The organism is Paracoccus sigandri (assembly GCF_003709565.1).
GTDB lineage: Bacteria > Pseudomonadota > Alphaproteobacteria > Rhodobacterales > Rhodobacteraceae > Paracoccus > Paracoccus siganidrum.
The window spans coordinates 1-19,848 of the sequence record NZ_QNRC01000044.1 but is presented as its reverse complement, the minus strand read 5'-3'; the positions used below and the strand labels follow the sequence as shown (position 1 = coordinate 19,848).

The following is a 19,848-nucleotide window of genomic DNA, read 5'->3' as shown; positions in this document are numbered from 1 at the left end:
ATCTCGGCGGGTTCGATGCGGAAGCCGCGGATCTTGAGCTGCTGGTCGGCGCGGCCGACGAACTCGACCTGCCCGTCCTCGCGCCACCGCGCCAGATCGCCCGAGCGGTACATGCGCCGGCCGGGCGCGAAGGGATTGGCGAGGAAGCGCTCGGCCGTCAGGTCGGGCCGGTTCAGATAGCCCTGCGCCAGACCCGAGCCGGCGATGTAGAGCTCGCCCACGACGCCGATCGGGACAGGGTGGAGGGAGGCGTCGAGGATGTGGATGTCGGTGCCCTTGATCGGCTGCCCGATCGGCGCGGAGATTTCCCCCGAGGGCTGGCCCCCCGCAGGCAGGACGGACATGGTGGCGCAGACGGTGTTTTCGGTCGGGCCATAGGCGTTGACCAGATGGCGGCCTTCGCCCCAGATCGCCGCCAGATGCGGGGGCAGGGCCTCGCCTGCCGTGACCAGATGGGTCAGGCCGGCCATGTCGGCGGGCTGCATTGCGGCCAGCACCACCGGCGGCAGGGTCGCATGGGTGATCCCGCGCCGCCGCACCAGATCGGCCAGCGGGGCGCCGGGGGCCATCTCGGCGCTGTCGGCCAGCACCAGAGTCGCCCCGGATCCCAGCGTCACGACGATTTCCGCGATCGCCGCATCGAAGCTGGGCGAGGCGAATTGCAGCACCCGCGCATCGGGGGTGATGTCGAAGGCCTCGCGCTGGCCGTCGACCAGGCCGGCCAGGCCGGCATGGGTCAGCACCACGCCCTTGGGCCGCCCGGTCGAACCCGAGGTATAGATCACATAGGCCGGATCATGCAGCCGTGGCCGAGGCGGCAAGGCGCAGGTCGCTGCGGGCAGATCGCGCAGCACGGCGACGCTGCCTGCCGGCAGACGGTCGCCCGTGGCGGGCTCGGCCAGGACCAGGGCGGGCCGGGCGTCTGCCACGATCCAGTCCAGCCGGTCCTGCGGGTAGTTCGGATCCAGCGGCAGATAGACCCCTCCGGCCCGGATGATGCCCAGCATCGCGATCACCGCCTCGGCCGAGCGGTGGCGCATGACGCCGACCCGGTCTCCGGGCCGGATCCCGTGTTCCACCAGGCCCGCGGCGCAGGTCTCGACGCGGTGGAGCAGATCGGCATAGCCGAGCACCTGCCGGCCGTCGTCCAGCGCCGGGGCTGAAAGGTCGCGCGTGGCGGCGGCCTCGATCAGCGCGAAGAAGTCGCGCCCGGCCAGATCGGCGGCGACGGGGGCGCCCGTGCCGAAATCGCGCAACAGTGCGGCCTCGTCCTGATCCAGCATCGGGATGTCGCGCAGCGGCGAGTCGCCATGCTGGGCCAGCGCTTGCAGAATGCGCTGGAAACGGGCGGCGAAGCGGTGGGCGGTGCCGGGCTCGTACAGGTCGGCATCATATTGCAGCACGCCCTCGATACCTGCGGCACGACCTGCCTGATCCCGGCGCTCGGCCAGGTCGAGGGTCAGGTCGAACTTGGCGGCATCCAGCCCGGTTTCGATCGCATCGACCGTCAGGCCGGGCAGGGACAGGGCGGAGGGCGCCGCGTTCTGCAGCACCAGAAATACCTGAAACAGCGGGTTGACCGACAGCGAACGGTCAGGGACCAGCCGATCCACGATCTGTTCGAAGGGCAGGTCCTGATTGTCGAAGGCGGACAGATCGGCATCGCGGATGTCGTCCAGCAGGTCGTCCAATCTCCGCTCGGCATCGATCCGGCTGCGCAGCGCCAGCGTGTTCACGAAGAAGCCGACCATGTCCTGCAGCAGATCGTCCTGCCGACCGGCAAGGGCGGTGCCGATGACGATGTCGTCGCCGCAGCCGGACCGCTGCATCGCCATCGCAAGGGCCGCGTGCAGGACCATGAACATGGTGGCGCCGCGACGGCTGGCCAGCGCATCCAGCGCCTGATGGGTCGCGGCATCGATGCCGAGCGGGATCCGGGCGCCGCGATGGGCCGCGACGGCGGGACGGGGTCGGTCGGGCAGCAACGTCACCTGCTGCGGCGCGCCGGCAAGGGTCCGGGTCCAGAAATCGGCCTGACGTGCCGCGAGGCTGTCCGGGTCGGCGGCATCGCCCAGCAACTCGCGCTGCCACAGCGCATAGTCGGCATATTGCACCGGCAGGGGCGGCAGGATCGCGGCGACGCCGTCCAGATGCGCGCGATAGGCATCGGCCAGGTCCGAGGCCAGCGGAGCAAGCGACGCGCCATCGCCCGCGATATGGTGCAGCACCAGTAACAGCACATGGTCCTGATCCGACAGCCGGAACAGGACGCAGCGCAGCGGCAGGTCGCGCGACAGGTCGAACGGATGGGCGGATTCGGCCTCCAGCGCGGGCGCCAGCGCCTCGGGTGCGATGTCGCGCAGCGTGAAGTCGGGGTCGGCCGCCGCCATGACCTGCTGCACCGGCTGGGCGTGGTCGGGGAAGGTCGTGCGCAGCACCTCGTGCCGGGCGGTCACGTCGGCCAGCGCGGCATGCAGGGCCTGCGCGTCCAGCGGACCCTTCAGCCGCAGCGCCATCGCCATGTTGTAGGCGGCGGATGGACCTTCCAGCTGCGTGATCGTCCACAGCCGGGACTGGGCAAAGGATTGCGGCAGGGTCTCGGGTCGCGGCATCGCGCGCAGGGCGGGACGCATCGGCTTGCCGCTGGCCTGGTCCAGGACGCGGGCAAGGGCCTCGACGGTCGGGTTCTCGAACAGGCTGCGGATCGAGATCTCGACCCCCATTTCGCTGCGCAGGCGGGAGATCAGCCGGATGGCCAGCAGCGAATGGCCGCCAAGGGCGAAGAAGTTGTCGGCCACGGACAGGGCAGCGGCGGCATCGGCGGGCAGCGCCAGGACCTCGGCGAACAGCGCGGCGACGGCGCGTTCACGAGGATTGCGGGGCATGGCGGCCCCGGCCAGCGCGGTATCGGGTGCGGGCAGGGCGCGGCGGTCCAGCTTGCCATTGGGCAGGCTGGGCAGGGCGTCCAGCGTGATGAAGGCGGCAGGCACCATGTGATCGGGCAGCCTGCGGGCCAGTTCTCCGCGCAGTCGCTGATGGTCGGCGGACTTGCCATTGCGCCGAACGATATAGGCCACGATGCGGCGCTGGCCGGGCTGATCCTCGCGCAGGATCACCGCGTTATGCGGCCAGCCCGCAGCCGAGATCGCGGCACCGATCTCGCCCAGCTCGATCCGCAATCCGCGGATCTTGACCTGCTGGTCGGTGCGTCCGCGGATGACCAGCTTGCCATCCTCGCGCCACAGCGCCAGGTCGCCCGAGCGATACATCCGCTGGCCGGGGGCGAAGGGATCGGCCACGAAGCGTTCCGCCGTCAGGCCCGGCTGGTTCAGATAGCCGCGCGCAAGGCTGCCGCCGGTGATGTAGAGTTCACCCGTGACGCCGGGAGGAACGCGCCGCAGTTCGCGGTCGAGGACGTGGAAGCGGGTATTGGCGACCGGCCCGCCGACCGGGATCGGGCCGACCGGGACCGGGCCGGCCTGGTCGGCGCTGCCGCAGGGATGCGCGGCGACCCCGATCGAGGTTTCGGTCGGTCCATAGGAATGGTGGATCTCGCAATCCAGGTGCCGGCGCGCCCGTGCCAGCAGATCCGGGCCCAGGGCCTCGCCGCCGCAGATCACCCGGCGCAGCGGCAGATCGCGGGCGCCGGGCTCGTCGATGAACAGTTCCAGCATCGAGGCGACGAAATGCACCATCGTCACCCGGCGTTCGCGGATCAGCTGGGCCAGATAGGCGGGGTCGCGGTGGCCGTCGGGTCGCGCGACGACCAGCCGGGCGCCGCTGACCAGCGGGAACAGCAGTTCCCACACCGACACGTCGAAGCCGAAGGCGGTCTTGTGCAGGACGGCGTCATCGGGTTGCAGCGGATATTCCTGCTGCATCCAGCGCAGCCGGTTGACGATGCCGCTGTGGGGGACGATCACCCCCTTGGGCGTGCCGGTCGAGCCCGAGGTATAGATCACATAGGCCGCGTCATCGGGCTGCAAGGGGCGGTGGCGGACCGCATCGGTGGGCGCATCGGCGGACCTGCGCGCGATCTGCGCCATCCGGCTGCGGTCCAGGCACAGGACCGGCGCGTCTTCGGCGGCGGGCCGGCGCGGCACGTTCGGCGTCGTCAGCACCAGCGCCGGGGCGGCATCGCGGACCATGTGGGTCAGCCGCTCGGCCGGGTAATCGGGATCCAGCGGCAGATAGGCGGCCCCCGCCTTCAGCACGGCCATGACCGCCACGACCATCCGGGCCGAGCGCGGCATCATCACACCGACCAGATCGCCGGGACCGATGCCGCGCGCGATCAGCTCATGCGCAAGGCGATTGGCGCGGACATGCAGGGCGGCGCGGGTCAGCCTTTCGCCCTCGACATCCAGCGCGGGATCGTCGCCCGAGGCGAAATTCTCCAGCATGTCGGCGAGCGTTTCCTGACCATAGTCGCGGCCGGTGTCGTTCCACGGCGCCGTCAGCGCGGCCAGGTCTTCGGGCGGGGTCAGCGCGATGCGGCCCAGCACCGTGTCGGCAGGATCGGCCAGCGCGTCCAGCGCCCGCAGGCAGGCCTGCACCAGCCATTCGGCCATGGCATCCGATATCAGATCGCCACGCCATGCGAGTTTCACCTGATAGCTGTCGCCGGGCAGGATCGCGATGCTGGCCGCGTAATGCGACATGTCGCCGCCATGGTTCGAATGGCGCTCGATCCGCAACCTGCCGATGCTGTCCTTGCCCGCGTCGCCGGGCGCGCTGACGGGGAAGTTCTCGAACACGACGAGGCTGTCGAACAGATCGCCCTGACCGACGATGCGCTGGATCTCGGACAGGCCCAGATGCTGATGGTCCAGCAGCCCGGCCTGTTCGGCCTGCAACCTGCGCAGCAGATCGGATGCGCGCATTTCCGGGCGCCAGCGCAGCCTGACCGGGACGGTGTTGATGAACAGGCCGATCATGTTCTCGACCCCCGGCAGATCGGCGGGACGGCCCGAGACGATGCTGCCGAAGGCGACGTCCTGGCGGTGGGTCAGATGGCCCAGCACCAGCCCCCATGCCGCCTGGGCCAGCGTGTTCATGGTCACGCCCAATTCGCGGGCGCGATCCTGCATCCGCGCGATCAGCGCGCCGGGGATCGGGCGGTGCATGACCTGCGGCACCGCCCCGCTGGTGGCGGCAGGGGCGATGCGGGCGGGCTCCTCGAACCCCTCGAAGGCGTTCTGCCATGCCGCGCGCGCCGCCGCGCTGTCGCGTCCCGCCAGCCATTTGACATAGTCGCGCCAGGGCGTGACATGCGGCAGCCCGGCGGTCTCGGCACCCTGGTCGTAGAGGGTGAACAGCTCATTCAGCAGCAGCGGCGTGGACCAGCCGTCCATCAGGATGTGATGGCTGGTAAAGATCAGCATATGGCGTTCGGGCGCCATGCGGATCAGGGTGAAGCGCAGCAGCGGCGCGCGGGCCAGATCGAAGCGCCGTTCGTAATCGCGGGCGATCTCGGCCGCCAGCGCGGCTTCGGGGTCGGAGGCGGCAGACAGGTCCAGATCCTGCCAGGGCAGGTCCGGGGCGCGCTGGATCACCTGGACCGGGGCCTTGACCTTGTGATGGACGAAGGCCGCGCGCAGGCCGGCATGGCGGCGCAGCAGGGCACGGGCCGCAGCCTGCAACCCGGCGGCGTCCAGCGGCCCCTCGATCGAGAAGACCATTTGCGTCACATAGCTGTCCTGCACCCCGTCGTCATAGAGCGCGTGAAACAGGAAGCCGTGCTGAAGGGGGGTCAGCGGCAGGATGTTCTCGATATTCGCTTCACGCATAGAGGGTCTCCAGAAATTCGATCTCGGACTGGTCGATATCGGCCAGCACGTCCGACGGGGTGAGCAGGGAGGCGCCGTTGCCGGTTTCGGCGGCGGCAGCGATGCGGCGCAGCGCGTCGAACCAGCCATCGGCCAGCGCCCGCATCCGGTCGGTGCCGATCAGACGGCCGGCACAGGACCAGTTGGTGATCAGCCGCGGCCCGCAGGGTCCGTCCAGCGTCATCGCGTTCAGCTCGATGACATTGGTCAGTGCGCGGCGCGGATCCTGGCCACCCGACAGGGCCGAGGCCTCGGGGGCGGGCTGGAAGGCAGGCGGCGGATCGTGGGGGGCGCTGTCGCCGCCCTGTCCCGGAGCGCCGAAGCGACCCAGATAGTTGAAGGCGATCTCGGGCCTGGCCATCCGTGCCAGCACCGGCGCGGTCTCGGGGTTCATGTGCCGCAGCAGGCCGTAGCCGATGCCGTTGTCGGGGATGCGGCGCAGCTGTTCCTTGACGGATTTCAGGACCCGATCCAGGGCGGCGCCATCCTTATCCGACAGCACCGCGGCCGGGTCCAGGCCGTCCAGATGCAGGCGCAGCGGGAACAGGCTGGTGAACCAGCCGACGGTCTGGCCGGTCTCGGCGCCGGCAAGGATCGGCTCTCGGCCGTGGCCCTCCAGCAGGAAGGTGGCGGCCTGCGTGCCGGACTGTCCCTCGTCGCGCCGCCAGCGGATCACCGCCAGCGCGAAAGCGGCCAGCAGCACGTCGTTGACGCCGGCGTTGATCCGCTCGACCGCGCGGGTCAGAAGGGTCTGCGTGACCTGCGGCTCCAGTTCGGTGACAAGGTTCTGCTGGGTGGCGACCGTATCCAGCGCCGGATCCAGCGCCTGCGCGGCCAGCGGCGCATCGCCAGCATCCATTTCCTGCCACAGCGGTAACTCGTCGCGGCGACGTGCGGCCAGGGCGGGCAGTGCCGTGGCCCAGTCGCGCAACGAGGTCGGCGCCGGCGTCAGTGCGGGTTCGCGCCCCTCGGCGACGGCCGCCCATGCCTGCGCCAGATCGGGCAGCAGGATGCGCCACGACACGCCGTCCACGGCAAGGTGGTGGATGGTCAGCATCAGCCGCCGGGGTTGCGGGAACCAGACGGCCTGCACCAGCCGCCCCGTGCGCGGATCCAGCCGGGCGGCGGCCTGATCCATCGCCGCCGCCAGGTCGGGATGCGGGATGTCGGACAGATGCAGGCAGTCCTCGGCCCGCAGGCTGCCGGGTTCGGGGATGACCAGCCCGCCATCCGCCTGCGCCGTCAGCCGCAAGGCGTGATGATGGTCGAGGACCGCCTGCAGAACGCGGATCAGTCCATCGCGATCGATCCCCTCGGGCAGGGTCAGCAACATGCTTTGCTGGAAGGCATCGCCATGGTCGGGATCCGAGAGGAACTCGGCCATGATCGGCGTCGCGGGCAGCGGTCCGCAGGGATTGCCGGTGGCGGGCCGGGTCTCGTCGCCCGACAGCGGCAGCGCGATCCGGGCCAGGGCGGCGGGCGTCTGGTGCTGGAAGACGTCCCTTGCGGTGATCCGCCAGCCCGCGCGGCGGGCGTGGCCGACCAGCTGGATCGACGAGATCGAATCGCCCCCCAGCGTGAAGAAGCCCTGATCGGCGCCGACCCGATCGAGCGACAGGATCGAGGCAAAGAGCTCGCAGAACACCTGCTCGGTCCCGTTGGCGGCGTCGCGCAGCGGCGTGTCGCCGGTGACTTGCGGGGCGGGCAGGGCGCGGCGGTCCAGCTTGCCGTTGGCGGTCAGCGGTAGCGCGTCCAGCCGGACGATGGCGGCAGGCACCATGTAGTCGGGCAGTTCGGCCGCCAGATGGCTGCGCAATCCGGCCTCGTCCAGACCGGGGCTGGTCACATAGGCCACCAGTTGCCGGTGGCCCGGCCGATCCTCGCGGGCGATCACGGCGACGCCCGAATGTCCGGCGCGGCGGATGGCGGTCTCGATCTCGCCGGGTTCGACGCGGAAGCCGCGGATCTTCAACTGCTCGTCGGCGCGACCGACGAATTCAAGCTGTCCATCCACCCGCCAGCGCACCCGGTCGCCGGTGCGATACATCCGCTGGCCGGCTGCGGCGGGGCTGGCGATGAAGCGTTCCGCCGTCTGCGCCGCACGGCCCAGATAGCCAAGCGCGACCTGCGCGCCGGTCACATACAGCTCTCCGGGGACGCCGGGGGGGACGGGTTGCAGCCAGGGGTCCAGGACCAGCAGCCGCGCGTCCCCGACCGGATGGCCGATCGGCATGGCGGCGCGCCCGGTTCCGTCGGTGACAGGCGTTTCCGAAAGATTCGCGGCGGTGATCTGGATCGTGGTTTCGGTGGGTCCGTAGAGGTTGACCACCTCGGCGCCCCAGACCGATGCCGCGCGCCGGGCCAGCGCCTCGGCCAGCGGCTCGCCGCCCGAGAACAGCCAGCGCAGGCGGGGGCGTTCCGGCGCATCCAGCATCGGCGGCAGCATCGAGGGCACCACCTGCATCACCGTCACCCGCTTGCGGGCGGCGAAATCGGGGATGCGGTCCAGCTCCAGCCGCAGCGCGTCGGGCAGGATCACCATCCCGGCGCCGCAGATCAGCGGCAGCCAGATTTCCCATTCGGCGGCGTCGAAGTTCAGCGAGGTGCGGAACAGCACCCGGTCCTGCGGGGTCAGCGGGAAACTGTCGCGCATCCAGCCCATGTGGCTGGCCACGGCGCGTTGCGGCACCACCACTCCCTTCGGCCGGCCGGTCGAACCCGAGGTGAAGATCACATAGGCCGGGTCTTCTCCATGCAGCGGACGCAACCGTTCGGTGGGGTTCAGCGGCCGGTCGGACATGGCCTGACGCCGCATCAGCACCGGGCCGCGGTCGATCACCAGCTTCAGATGCGCCGCCTGTTCGGGCAGGCGATCCTCGACCTCCATCGCGGTCAGCACCAGTCGCGGCGCGCCGTCCTCGATGATCGCGGCCAGCCGTTCTGCCGGGTAATCGGGATCGAGCGGCAGATAGGCCGCGCCGGTCTTGACCACGGCCAGCAGCGCCACGATCAGTTCGGTCCCGCGCGGCAGCGCAAGTCCGACCAGATCGCCCGGCCCGATCCCCCGCCCGATCAGCAGGCGCGCAAGGCGGTCGGAATGCTGCGCCAGCGCGCCGAAGCTCATCTCGGCGTCCTCGGTGACCAGGGCGGTGCGGGTCGCGTGATCGGGGAGATCGGCCAGCAGGTCGGGCAGGGTAAGGGCCTGCCGGTCGGCGACGGCCTGCGGCAGGGGCATCGCCGCATTCGACAGGGGCAGCCGCATGACCTGTTGCCCTGCGTCCTGGGCGACGGCCTGCAGCATCCGGGCAAGGCAATCCGCGATCATCCGCGCGGTTTCGGGCAGGAACAGGTCGCAGGCATATTCCAGCGTGCCGGTGATTCCAGCGGGCCGGCCCTCGTCGTCGCTCAGCTCGGCCAGGTTGAAGTTCAGGTCGAATTTCGCGACATCAAGCTCCAGATCCAGCATTGCCGTCTGGATGCCGTCCAGATCCAGCACGGCCTCGCGGTTGTTCTGCAGCGACAGCATCACCTGGAACAGCGGATGATGCGACAGCGAGCGTTCGGGGTTCAGCAGCGTCACCAGTTGCTCGAAGGGCAGGTCCTGATGCTCGTATGCCTCCAGCGCGCGGCTGCGGACCTGTGCCAGCAGATCGGTGAAGCGCGGATTGCCTGACAGGTCGTTGCGCAGCACCAGCGTATTGACGAACAGGCCGATCTGGTCGTCCAGCGCGGCCTCGGTCCGACCCGCGACGGGGGTTCCGATGGCGATGTCGTCGCCCGCGCCCAGCCGGGCCAGGGTTGCGGCCAGTGCGGCCTCCAGCACCATGAACAGCGTCGCGCCATGGGCCGCGGCCAGCGCCGCCAGCTGCCGGTGCAGGTCGGCGGGCAGGTCCAGCGGGCAATGCGCGCCACGATGGCTGGCGACGGCGGGACGCGGCAGGTCGGCGGGCAGATCCAGCCGCTGCGGCAGGTCCGCCAGCCGGTCGCGCCAATAGCCGATCTGGGCCGAGATGGCGCTGGCGGGGTCGTCCTCTGTTCCCAGCCGGGCACGCTGCCACAGCGCGAAATCGGCATGTTGCACCGGCAGCGGCGACCAGTCGGGCGCATCTCCGGCCGAGCGGGCGGCATAGGCGCGGGACAGATCCGCCGCCAGAGGTGCCATCGAACCGCCATCCCCCGCGATGTGATGCAGCAGGATCAGCAGGATATGCCGGTCGCAGCCCTCGGCGATCAGCGTCGCGCTGAGCGGCAGCTCGGCGGCCAGATCGAAGGGGCGCGCCGCCTCGGCCCGCAGCGCGGCCAGGGCCTGATCCGGATCGCCTGCGTCAAGCCGCGCCAGATCCAGCCGCGCGGCTTCGGGCGGCAGGATCAGCTGGCGGCCGGCATCCTCGGCCGGGAACAGGGTGCGCAGGCTTTCATGGCGTGCCACCAGATCGTTTAGCGCGCATTCCAGTGCGCCCTTGTCCAGCGGACCGGCCAGGCGCAGCGCCAGCGGAATGTTGTAGGTGGCCGACGGTCCCTCGAATTGTTGCAGGAACCACAGCCGCGCCTGCGCATGGGACAGCGGTACCGCCGCAGGCCGCGGCTGCGGCACCAGTGCGGGTGCGGTGTCGGCATCGGGAGCGGTCTCGCGGATGCGGTCGGCCAGCGCCTCGACGGTCGGGGTCTCGAACACGGAGCGGATCGGCAGGGACACCCTCATCCGGTCGCGGATTCCGGCCACCAGCCGGGTGGCCAGTAGCGAATGGCCGCCGCGTTCGAAAAAGCTGTCGTCGATGCCGATGGCGGGCTGGCCCAGCAGTTCGGCGAACAGCGCGGCCAGCTTTTCCTCGGTCAGGTCGCGGGGGGCGCGGGTCGCGGCCCGGTCATGTTCCGGCACCGGCAGCGCCTTGCGGTCCAGCTTGGCGCCGTTGGCCGACATCGGCAGCGCATCCAGCCGGGTGAAGGAGGCGGGCAGCATCCAGTCGGGCAGGGTTGCGGCCAGTTCCGCCCTCAGCGCCGTCGCGTCCAGTTCTGGCGCGGCGACATAGGCGGCCAGCAAGGGCAGGCCCGGCCGATCCTCGCGCAGGATCACCGCATTTGCGGGATAGCCCGCGCGGGCGATGGCGGCCTCGATCTCGCCCGGCTCGATCCGGAAGCCGCGGATCTTTACCTGCGTGTCCGCGCGTCCAAGATAGTCGATCTGCCCGTCCTCGCGCCATTGCGCCAGATCGCCGGAGCGATACATGCGCTGTCCCGGCCGGAACGGATCGGCGACAAAGCGTTCCGCGGTCAGGTCGGGCCGGTCCAGATAGCCGCGCGCGACCCCGTCCCCGGCGATATAAAGCTCTCCGGGGATGCCCGCCGGCACTGGTTGCAGCGCGTCGTCGAGGATGTAGATGCGCGCATTCACGTTCGGCCTGCCAAGCGGCGGTGCGACCGGCGCGCCGCCGGTCAGGACCGGGCTCATGGCGCAGCAGATGGTGATCTCGGTCGGGCCATAGGCATTGACCAGCCGGTGCCCGGCCGACCAGGCGGCGGCGACATGCGGCGGGCAGGCCTCGCCGCCGACGATCACCGTCTCGGGCCAGGGCAAGGCCGGGTCCAGCGTGGCCAGCACGCTTGGCGGGATCAGGGCATGGCTGATGCGCCCCCTGGTCAGCGCATCGGTCAGATCGTCGCCCAATACCCGGCCCGGCGGCGGCAGGACCAGCGCGGCGCCGGCGGCGAAGGCCATCATCACCTCCATCACCGAGGCGTCGAAACTGATCGAGGCGAATTGCAGCACCCGGCTGTCGGCGGTGATGCCGAAGCGTTCGACCTGTGCCACGGTCAGCGCCGGCAGCCCGGCATGAGGCACCACGACGCCCTTCGGCCGCCCGGTCGAGCCGGAGGTGTAGATCACATAGGCCGGATGGCGCGGATCAAGCCCGGTATCGGCGATGCGCGATGCGGGGGCGGCGGCGATGTCGCCTGCGAAGCCCGCCGGATCGTCCAGCGCCAGCAGGTCGGTGCCCAGTGGCAGGCGGTCGCGCAGGTCGGTCAGCGTCAGCACCGCGCGCGGCTTCGCGTCGCCGGCGATGAAGGCCAGCCTTTCGGCGGGCAGATCGGGGTCCAGCGGCAGGAAGGCCGCGCCCGCCTTCATCACCCCCAGCATCGCCGCGATCATCTGCGCCGAGCGTGGCAGCATCAGTCCGACGCGATCCTCGACCCCGATGCCGCGCGCGATCAGGGCATGGGCGATGCGGTTGGCTTGCTGGTCAAGCTGGCGATAGCTGACGGGCGCGTCATCCGCGATCAATGCGGCGGCGTCGCCACGTTCCTCGGCGATCCGTTCGAACCACTCGGGCACCGGGCGCACCGGCAACTCGCGCAGATCCAGCCCGGCATCCGAGGTCAGCGCCGCGGCCTCGGCCGGGTCGATCACGGGCAAGTCGTTCAGCCGCGCCTGCGGATTGCGGATCGCGGCCTCCAGCAGGCGGCGGAAGCTGTCCAGCACCCGTCCGGCGCTGTCGGGCGTGTAGAGATCGCCCGAATATTCCAGCGTGATCTCCAGCCCGGAGGGGCGGCCTTCGGCGTCGCTTTGCTCGGCCACATGGAAGGCCAGGTCGAATTTCGACGTTCCGGTGTCGGGGTCCATCGGTTGCAGGGACAGGCCGGGCAGCGCCAGCTCGGCGCGGGCGGTGTTCTGGACCTGCAGCAGGACCTGGAACAGCGGATGGCGCGCCAGCGACCGCCTGGGGGCCAGATGTTCGACCAGTTCCTCGAAGGGCAGGTCCTGATGTTCCCAGGCCGCCAGATCGGTGCGGCGGGCGCGTTCCAGCAGCTCGGCGAAGCGGGGGTTGCCACCGGCATCCATCCGCAGGACCAGCGTGTTGACGAAGAAGCCGACCAGGTCTTCCAGCAAGGGGTCGATGCGTCCCGCGACCGGGCTTCCCAGCGGGATGTCCTCGCCCGCGCCCAGGCGCCGCAGCATCGCCGCCAGCGCGGTCTGCAGGACCATGAAGGGCGTCGCCCCGTGCTGGCGGGACAGATCCAGCAGCGCCGCATGGGTGTCGGCTTCCAGCCGCAGGACCAGTTGCCCGCCGCAGCCGCTGGCCACGGCAGGACGCGGCGCGGCGAAGGGCAGGGCCAGCTCGTCGGGCAGATCGGCCAGCGTTTCGCGCCAGAAGCCCAGCTGCCGGGACAGCTCGCTGTCGGGATCGTCGGATGTGCCGAACAGATCGGCCTGCCAGGTGGCGTAATCGGCATATTGCACCGGCAGCGGCTGCCAGTCGGGTTCCTGCCCGGCGCAGCGCGCCGCATAGGCTGCCGACAGGTCGCGCGCCAGGGGCGCCATCGAAGCCCCGTCGCCCGCGATGTGATGCAGCACGATGACCAGGGCACCGCTGCCGGGGGCGGTGCGGATCAGGGTGACGCGCAGCGGGCCCTCGGCTGCGAGGTCGAAGGCATGGGTGGCGGCGCTGAGGACGGCCCGATCCAGATGGGCTGCGCCGGTTTCGACCAGCTCCAGCACCGGCGGCATCTGCGTGGCGATATGCTGGCGGGGTGCCGCGCCCACGGGATAGGTCGTGCGCAGGATCTCGTGCCGGGCGATGACATCGGCGATGGCAAGGCGCAGGGCGTCCTGGTCCACCACGCCGCTGAAACGCAGGGCGACCGGGATGTTATAGGTCGAGCCGCGTTCGTCCAGCTGTTGCAGGAACCACAAGCGGCGCTGAGCGAAGGACATCGGCGGCATGTCACCGCAGCGCGGCACGGGTGTCAGCGGCGGGCGTGCCGTGGCGCCGCCCGGCGCCAGCCTGCGCGCCAGTTGCTCGACCGTGGGGGCCTCGAACAGCGCCCTGATCGGCAGATCGGCCTGCAGCTGGTTGCGGATGCGGCTGAACAGCCGCGTTGCCAGCAGCGAATGGCCGCCCAGATCGAAGAAATTGTCGTCGATCCCGACCGAGGGCAGCTCCAGCACCTCGGCGAACAGGTGGCAAAGGGTGGCCTCGGCCGGGGTCCGCGGCGGGCGGCCTGCACCGCGCGACAGATCGGGCGCGGGCAGGGCGCGGCGGTCCAGCTTGCCGTTTGGCGTCAGCGGCAGGGCCTCCATCGCGATCACCGCCACCGGCACCATGTAGTCGGGCAGCGTCTGGCCAAGCGTGTCGCGGATCGCCTGCGGTCGAAGCTCGGCCCCCTGTTCCGCCACGACATAGGCGATCAGCTGCTTGCCGCGCGCCGGGTCGTCATGGGCGATCACCGCGACATCCTCGATGCCGGGCAGGCGGGCGATGGCGGTCTCGATCTCGCCGGGTTCGATGCGGAAGCCGCGGATCTTCAGCTGGGTGTCGATCCGGCCCAGATAGTCCAGCGAACCGTCGGCGGACCAGCGCACCAGATCGCCGGTGCGATACATCCGCCGGTCTTCCGCGCCAGGCACCGGCAGGAACCGTTCGCGGGTCATTTCGGGCAGACGCAGGTAGCCCTCGGCCAGGCAGGCCCCGGCCACGTAAAGCTCTCCGGGCGTGCCGACGGGCACGGGGCGGCGCCGCGCGTCCAGCACCAGGCAGCGGCCATTGTCCACGGGCCGCCCGATCGGCGGCAGGTCGGGCCAGGCAGAGACATCCCCGCTGCCGGTCCAGCCGGTGCAGACATGGGTTTCGGTCGGGCCATAGTGGTTGTGCAGGCGACAATCGGGGTTGGCCGCGAACATCGCCCGCAGGGCAGGGGTCAGCCGCAACTGTTCGCCAGCCGTGATCACATCGCGCAGATCGGGCAGCGTGGCGCCGCGCTGCCCGATCGCTTCGGCCAGATGGCTCAGCGCCATGAAGGGCAGGAACACCCGTTCCAGCCGCAACTCGGCAATGCGGCGCGACAGCAGGTCGATGTCGCGGATCTGGTCCTGCGGCAGCAGGCACAGGCAACCGCCCGAGGCAAGCGTGCTGAAGATCTCCTGAAACGCCACGTCGAAGCCGAGCGCCGCGAATTGCAGCACCCGCGCGCCGGGCCGCAAGGGCAGCGTGCGATGCTGCCATGCCAGCAGGTTCACCAATGCGCGCTGGTTCATCACCACGCCCTTGGGCCGCCCGGTCGAACCGGAGGTGAAGATCATGTAGCCCAGCCGGTCGGGATCGTGCCGGTCACGCGCGGGGCGGGACGCGGATGCACCGGCCCATGCGGGTTCCGGGGCGTCGGCCAGCAGCAGCTCCGTGCCCTCGGCCGGGTTCAGTCTGCCAGCCAGCGCGGCATTCGCGATCAGCACCTTCGGCCGCGCATCTTCCAGCGCCTGATCCAGCCTGCCGGCGGGATAGGCGGGGTCCAGGGGGATATAGCCGGCCCCGGCCTTGAGGATGCCGAGGATCGCCGCCACCATGCGCGTGCCGCGATGGGCGCAGATCGCCACCGCATCGCCATTACCGACGCCCATGGATTGCAGGTGATGGGCGATGCGGTTGGCCTCGGTCTCCAGCTCGGCATAGCTGAGGGTGCCGTCGGGGCCTTCCAGCGCGGGCATCTGCGGACTGCGCCCTGCCTGATCTTCGAACAGCGCGGCGATATCGGTGTCGCGTGACCCGGTCTCCAGACCCCGGCCCAGTTTCCCCAGCCGCGCCTCTTCGGCATTGTCCAACAGCGGGATGTCCCCGATGGGAAGCGCCGGATCGGCGATCACCGCTTGCAGCAGCCGCTGAAAACGCTCGACCATCGTCCGCGCCGTGGCTTCGGTGAACAGGTCGGCGGCATATTCCAGCTCGCCCTCGATGCCTTCGCCGGGCATGTCCCACAGATGCAGGCTGAGATCGAACCGCGCCACCGCAGCCGAGGCATCGCGCGCCGTGACCGTCAGGCCCGGCAGGTCGACCGGCTGCGGGCGGCCCTGCTGGACGGCCAGCATGATCTGGAACAGCGGATGATGGGACAGCGAGCGTGCGGGATGCAGGCTTTCCACCAGTTGCTCGAACGGCAGTTGCTGATGCTCCCATGCAGCAAGGTCGCGGTCGCGCAATTGTGCCAGCAGATCGCGGAAGGCGGGATCGTCCGAGGTGTCCGCGCGCAGGACCAGCGTGTTGACGAACATCCCGACCAGCGGTTCGAGCGCGGCATCGTTGCGGCCCTCGACAGGGGTGCCGATCACGATGTCCTCGCCCGCGCCAAGCCGGGTCAGCAGCGCCGAGAGCGCGGCATGGATGACCATGAACGGCGTCGCGCCCGAACTCTGCGCCAGTTTCGCCAAGCCGTCCTGCACTTCGGCGGGGATGTGGAAGGGCACGGTCGCGCCGCGATGGCTGGCGACGGGCGCGCGCGGCATGTCGGTGGCCATGCCATGCAGCTGCGGCAGATCCTGCAGCGCCCGGCGCCACCACCCCATCTGCCGTGACTGGCGGCTTTCGGGATCGGCGCCATCGCCCATCACCCGCTCCAGCCATTGCGCGTAATCGGCATATTGCACCGTCAGCGGGGCCAGGTCCGGCACATGGCCGTCGGCGCGGGCGGCATAGGCAGTGGACAGATCGCGCGCCAGCACGCCCATAGAGGCGCCGTCGCCCGCGATGTGGTGCAGCACCATCAGCAGGCTGTGCCGGTCCTTGCCGGTCTCGTACAATGTCACCCGCAGCGGATGTTCGACCGAGAGATCGAAGGGGTGCAGCGCGGCCCTGGCCAGTTCGGCCTCCAGCGCGTCGGGCGCGGTGACGACCGTGTCGAAAGCGGGTTCGGCATCACCGTCGATCTGCTGGAACGGCTGGCCGTCCTCTTCCACAAAGCGGGTGCGCAGCGTTTCGTGCCGGGCGATCAGGTCGCCAAGCGCAAGGCGCAGCGCGTCCCGGTCCAGCTTGCCGTCCAGGTCAAGCCGCATCGGGATGTTGTAGCTGGCGGCGGCCTCTGCCCCGCCCTGCTGCTCCAGCCGTTGCAGGAACCACAGCCGCTGTTGTGCCGCCGACAGCGGGATGCGGGCGGGACGATCCTGTCGCGTCAGGGCAGGCAGGGCGGGGCGCGCCTGATCCAGTGCGCGCGCCAGTGCGGCGGGGTTGGGATTCTGGAACAGCAGCCGCAGCGGCATTTCGGTGTCCAGCGCCGCGCGGATTCGGTTGGCCAGCCTTGTCGCCAGCAGCGAATGACCGCCAAGCGCGAAGAAATCGTCGTCCAGTCCGACCCGGTCGCGGTCCAGCACTTCGGCGAAACTGGCGCAGATGGCGATCTGGGCCTGCGTCTGCGGTGCGCGATACGCGGCCTGGCCCGCCGTCAGATCCGGTCGCGGCAGCGCCTTGCGGTCGATCTTGCCGTTCGGGGTCAGCGGGAAGTCCTCCAGCATGACGAAGGCCGAAGGGATCATGTAATCCGGCAGCACCCGCGACAGCGCCTCGGCTATCCCGTCGGCGCCGGATGCGCAGATCCACGCGGCCAGCGCCGGCGCACCGCCCGGCCCGTCCAGCGCCATGACGACATTGCGGGGATAACCGGCAGCCGAGATGGCGGCCTCGATCTCTCCCAGTTCGATGCGGAAGCCGCGGATCTTCACCTGATGGTCCAGGCGGCCCAGATATTCCAGGACATCGCCGCGCCGCCGGACCAGATCGCCCGTGCGATACATGCGCCCGCCGACAGCGGAGGGATCGGGCACGAACCGCTCGGCCGTCAGGTCAGGGCGGTGCAGGTAGCCCTGGGCCAGTCCCTTGCCGGCGATGCACAGCTCTCCGGGCACATTGTCGGGGACCGGGTGCAGGCGGTCATCCACGATGCGCAACCGCGTATTGTCGATGGCGCGACCGATGCGGATCGGCTGGCCGGGCCGGACGCGGTCCATCAGCGACCAGATCGTGGTCTCGGTCGGGCCATACAGGTTCCAGACCGCGCGGGCGGTCGTCGCCATCCAGTCGCCCAGATCCTGCCCCATCGCCTCGCCCCCGCAAAGCAGGGTCAGGTCATCGCCAGGCTGCCAGCCCGCGTCGCGCAGCATCTGCCAGGTCGCCGGGGTGGCCTGCATGATCGTCGGCCGCTGCTGGTGCAAGGCCGCCGCCAGCGCCGCGCCGTCCGAGGTGATCTCGCGCGGCAGGATGGTCAGGCTGGCCCCGCCGATCAGCGGCAGGAACATTTCCAGCCCGGCAATGTCGAAGGTGATCGGCGTCACCGCCGCCAGCCGGTCCGAGTGCGCGATGCCGATGCGGTTCGCCATCGCATGCAGGAAGTTTTCCAATGCGCCATGAGGGATCATCACCCCCTTGGGCCGTCCGGTCGAACCCGAGGTGAAGATCACATAGGCCGTATCCGCTGCCCTCAGCGGGCGGCGGCGTTCGCTGTCGGTGACGCTGCGGCCATCATGGGGCGCCAGTGCCGCATCCAGGCCCGCCTGGGCCAGTTTGCCGCAACCCTCGGGCAGCGCGCCTTGCGCGCCCAGATCGTGGAGCAGCGTCTCGGTTCCCAGCAACAGCGAAGGCCGCGCCATGTCCAGCATATAGGCCAGACGGTCGGCGGGGTGGTCGGGATCCAGCGGCAGATAGGCCGCCCCTGCGGTCAATGTTCCCAGCAGGGCCACCAGCATGTCGGTCGAGCGCTGGGTGCCGATGGCGACGATATCGCCCGCGCCGATGCCCCGCGCCAGCAGCATCCGGGCAAAGCGGTTCGCCCGGCCGGTCAGCTCCGCGTGGCTCAACGCGGCCCGGCCATCGCTGACGGCGGGTGCGTCGGGCCGTTCGGCGGCCGCCGTCGCGATCAGGTCGGGCAGGCGCAGATCGGGATGGCAATGCTGGCTGGCATGGTCGGCCGCGCCAAGGGTTTCCCGCTCGGCCTCCGTCAGCAGCGGAATATCGGCCAGGGGTCGCGAAGGGTCGTCGCAAGCGGTCGGAAGCAGTCGTTCCAGCCGGTCGGCCAGCGTGGCGATGGTGCCGTGGTCGAACAGGTCGGTGGCATATTCGATCGCCAGGGCCAGCCCGCCCTCACCCGCCGTGCCGGTCGGAGCGAAATCGAAGCTGAGATCGAACCGGGAATGGCTGCCGTGCAACGGTATCTGGCTGATCCGGCATCCGGCCAGCGCGCAATCCGGTTCGGCCGTGTTCTGCAGCGCGACCAGCACCTGAAACAGCGGGTGATGCGCCAAGGAACGGGTGGGGTTCAGCGCCTCGACCAGTTCCTCGAACGGCAGGTCCTGATGGTCGCCCGCGGCAAGGCCGGTCTTGCGCAACCGCTCGATCAGCGTCTCCAGCGAGGGCGTGCCCGACAGATCGACACGGGTGACGACAGTATTGGTGAACAGCCCGATCAGCGCGTCCAGCCCCGGTTCGCCGCGTCCGGCGACGGGGGCGCCCAGAACGACATCGCGCCCCGCACCAAGGCGCGACAGCAGAGCGGCGACACCGGCCTGCAGCAGCATGAACAGGGTGGCGCCCTTCGCCTCGGCCAATGCCTGCATTCGCGCGGTCAGCGTGGCCGGCAGGGTGACGTTCAGCGCCGCCCCGCGATGGCTGGCCACGGGCGGGCGGGGCCTGTCAGCGGGCATCTGCATCTGTTCCGGGATGTTTTCGAGGGCCTGTTTCCAGAATTCCAGTTGCCTTGCATGACGGGATCGGGGATCGTTCGGGTCGCCCAGCAGCTGGCGGTGCCACAGGGTGTAGTCGCCATATTGCACCGGCAGCGCGGGCCGGTCGGGGGCGCGGCCGTCCAGGCGGGCGGCATAGGCGGCGGACAGGTCGGCTGCCAGCGGCGCCATCGAGGCCCCGTCTGCGGCGATGTGATGCAGGACCAGCAGCAGCACATGTTCCCGATCGCCCAGCCGGAACAGGGTCGCGGCCAGCGGCAGGCCGGCCGCCAGGTCCAGCACCTGCGCGGCCCCTTCGGCCAGCGCCGCGTCCAGTGCTGCGGCGCCGATATCGCGGCGCTGCAGGACCAGCGAGGCGCTGTCCAGCACCTCCTGCTGGGGGGTGTCGCCGGCGGGGAAGCGGGTGCGCAGGGCCTCGTGCCGGGCGATCACGTCGTTCAGCGCGGCCTGCAGGGCATCGGCGTCCAGATCGCCCTCGATCCGCAGCGCCATCGGGATGTTGTAGGTGGCCGAGGGTCCCTCCAGCTG

General features: G+C 70.3%; 2 protein-coding genes. Both read right to left on the bottom strand.

The annotated features are described in order from the left end of the window. A partial coding sequence (locus C9E82_RS21770) for a non-ribosomal peptide synthetase (RefSeq protein WP_122449391.1) occupies nt 1-5,789 on the bottom strand: 5,789 nt, incomplete at its 3' end. After that, entirely contained in the window at nt 5,782-19,845 is a 14,064-nt protein-coding gene (locus C9E82_RS21765) for a non-ribosomal peptide synthetase (protein WP_280524967.1), read from the bottom strand. The genes C9E82_RS21770 and C9E82_RS21765, both read right to left, overlap by 8 nt. Nucleotides 19,846-19,848 lie beyond the last annotated feature (3 nt).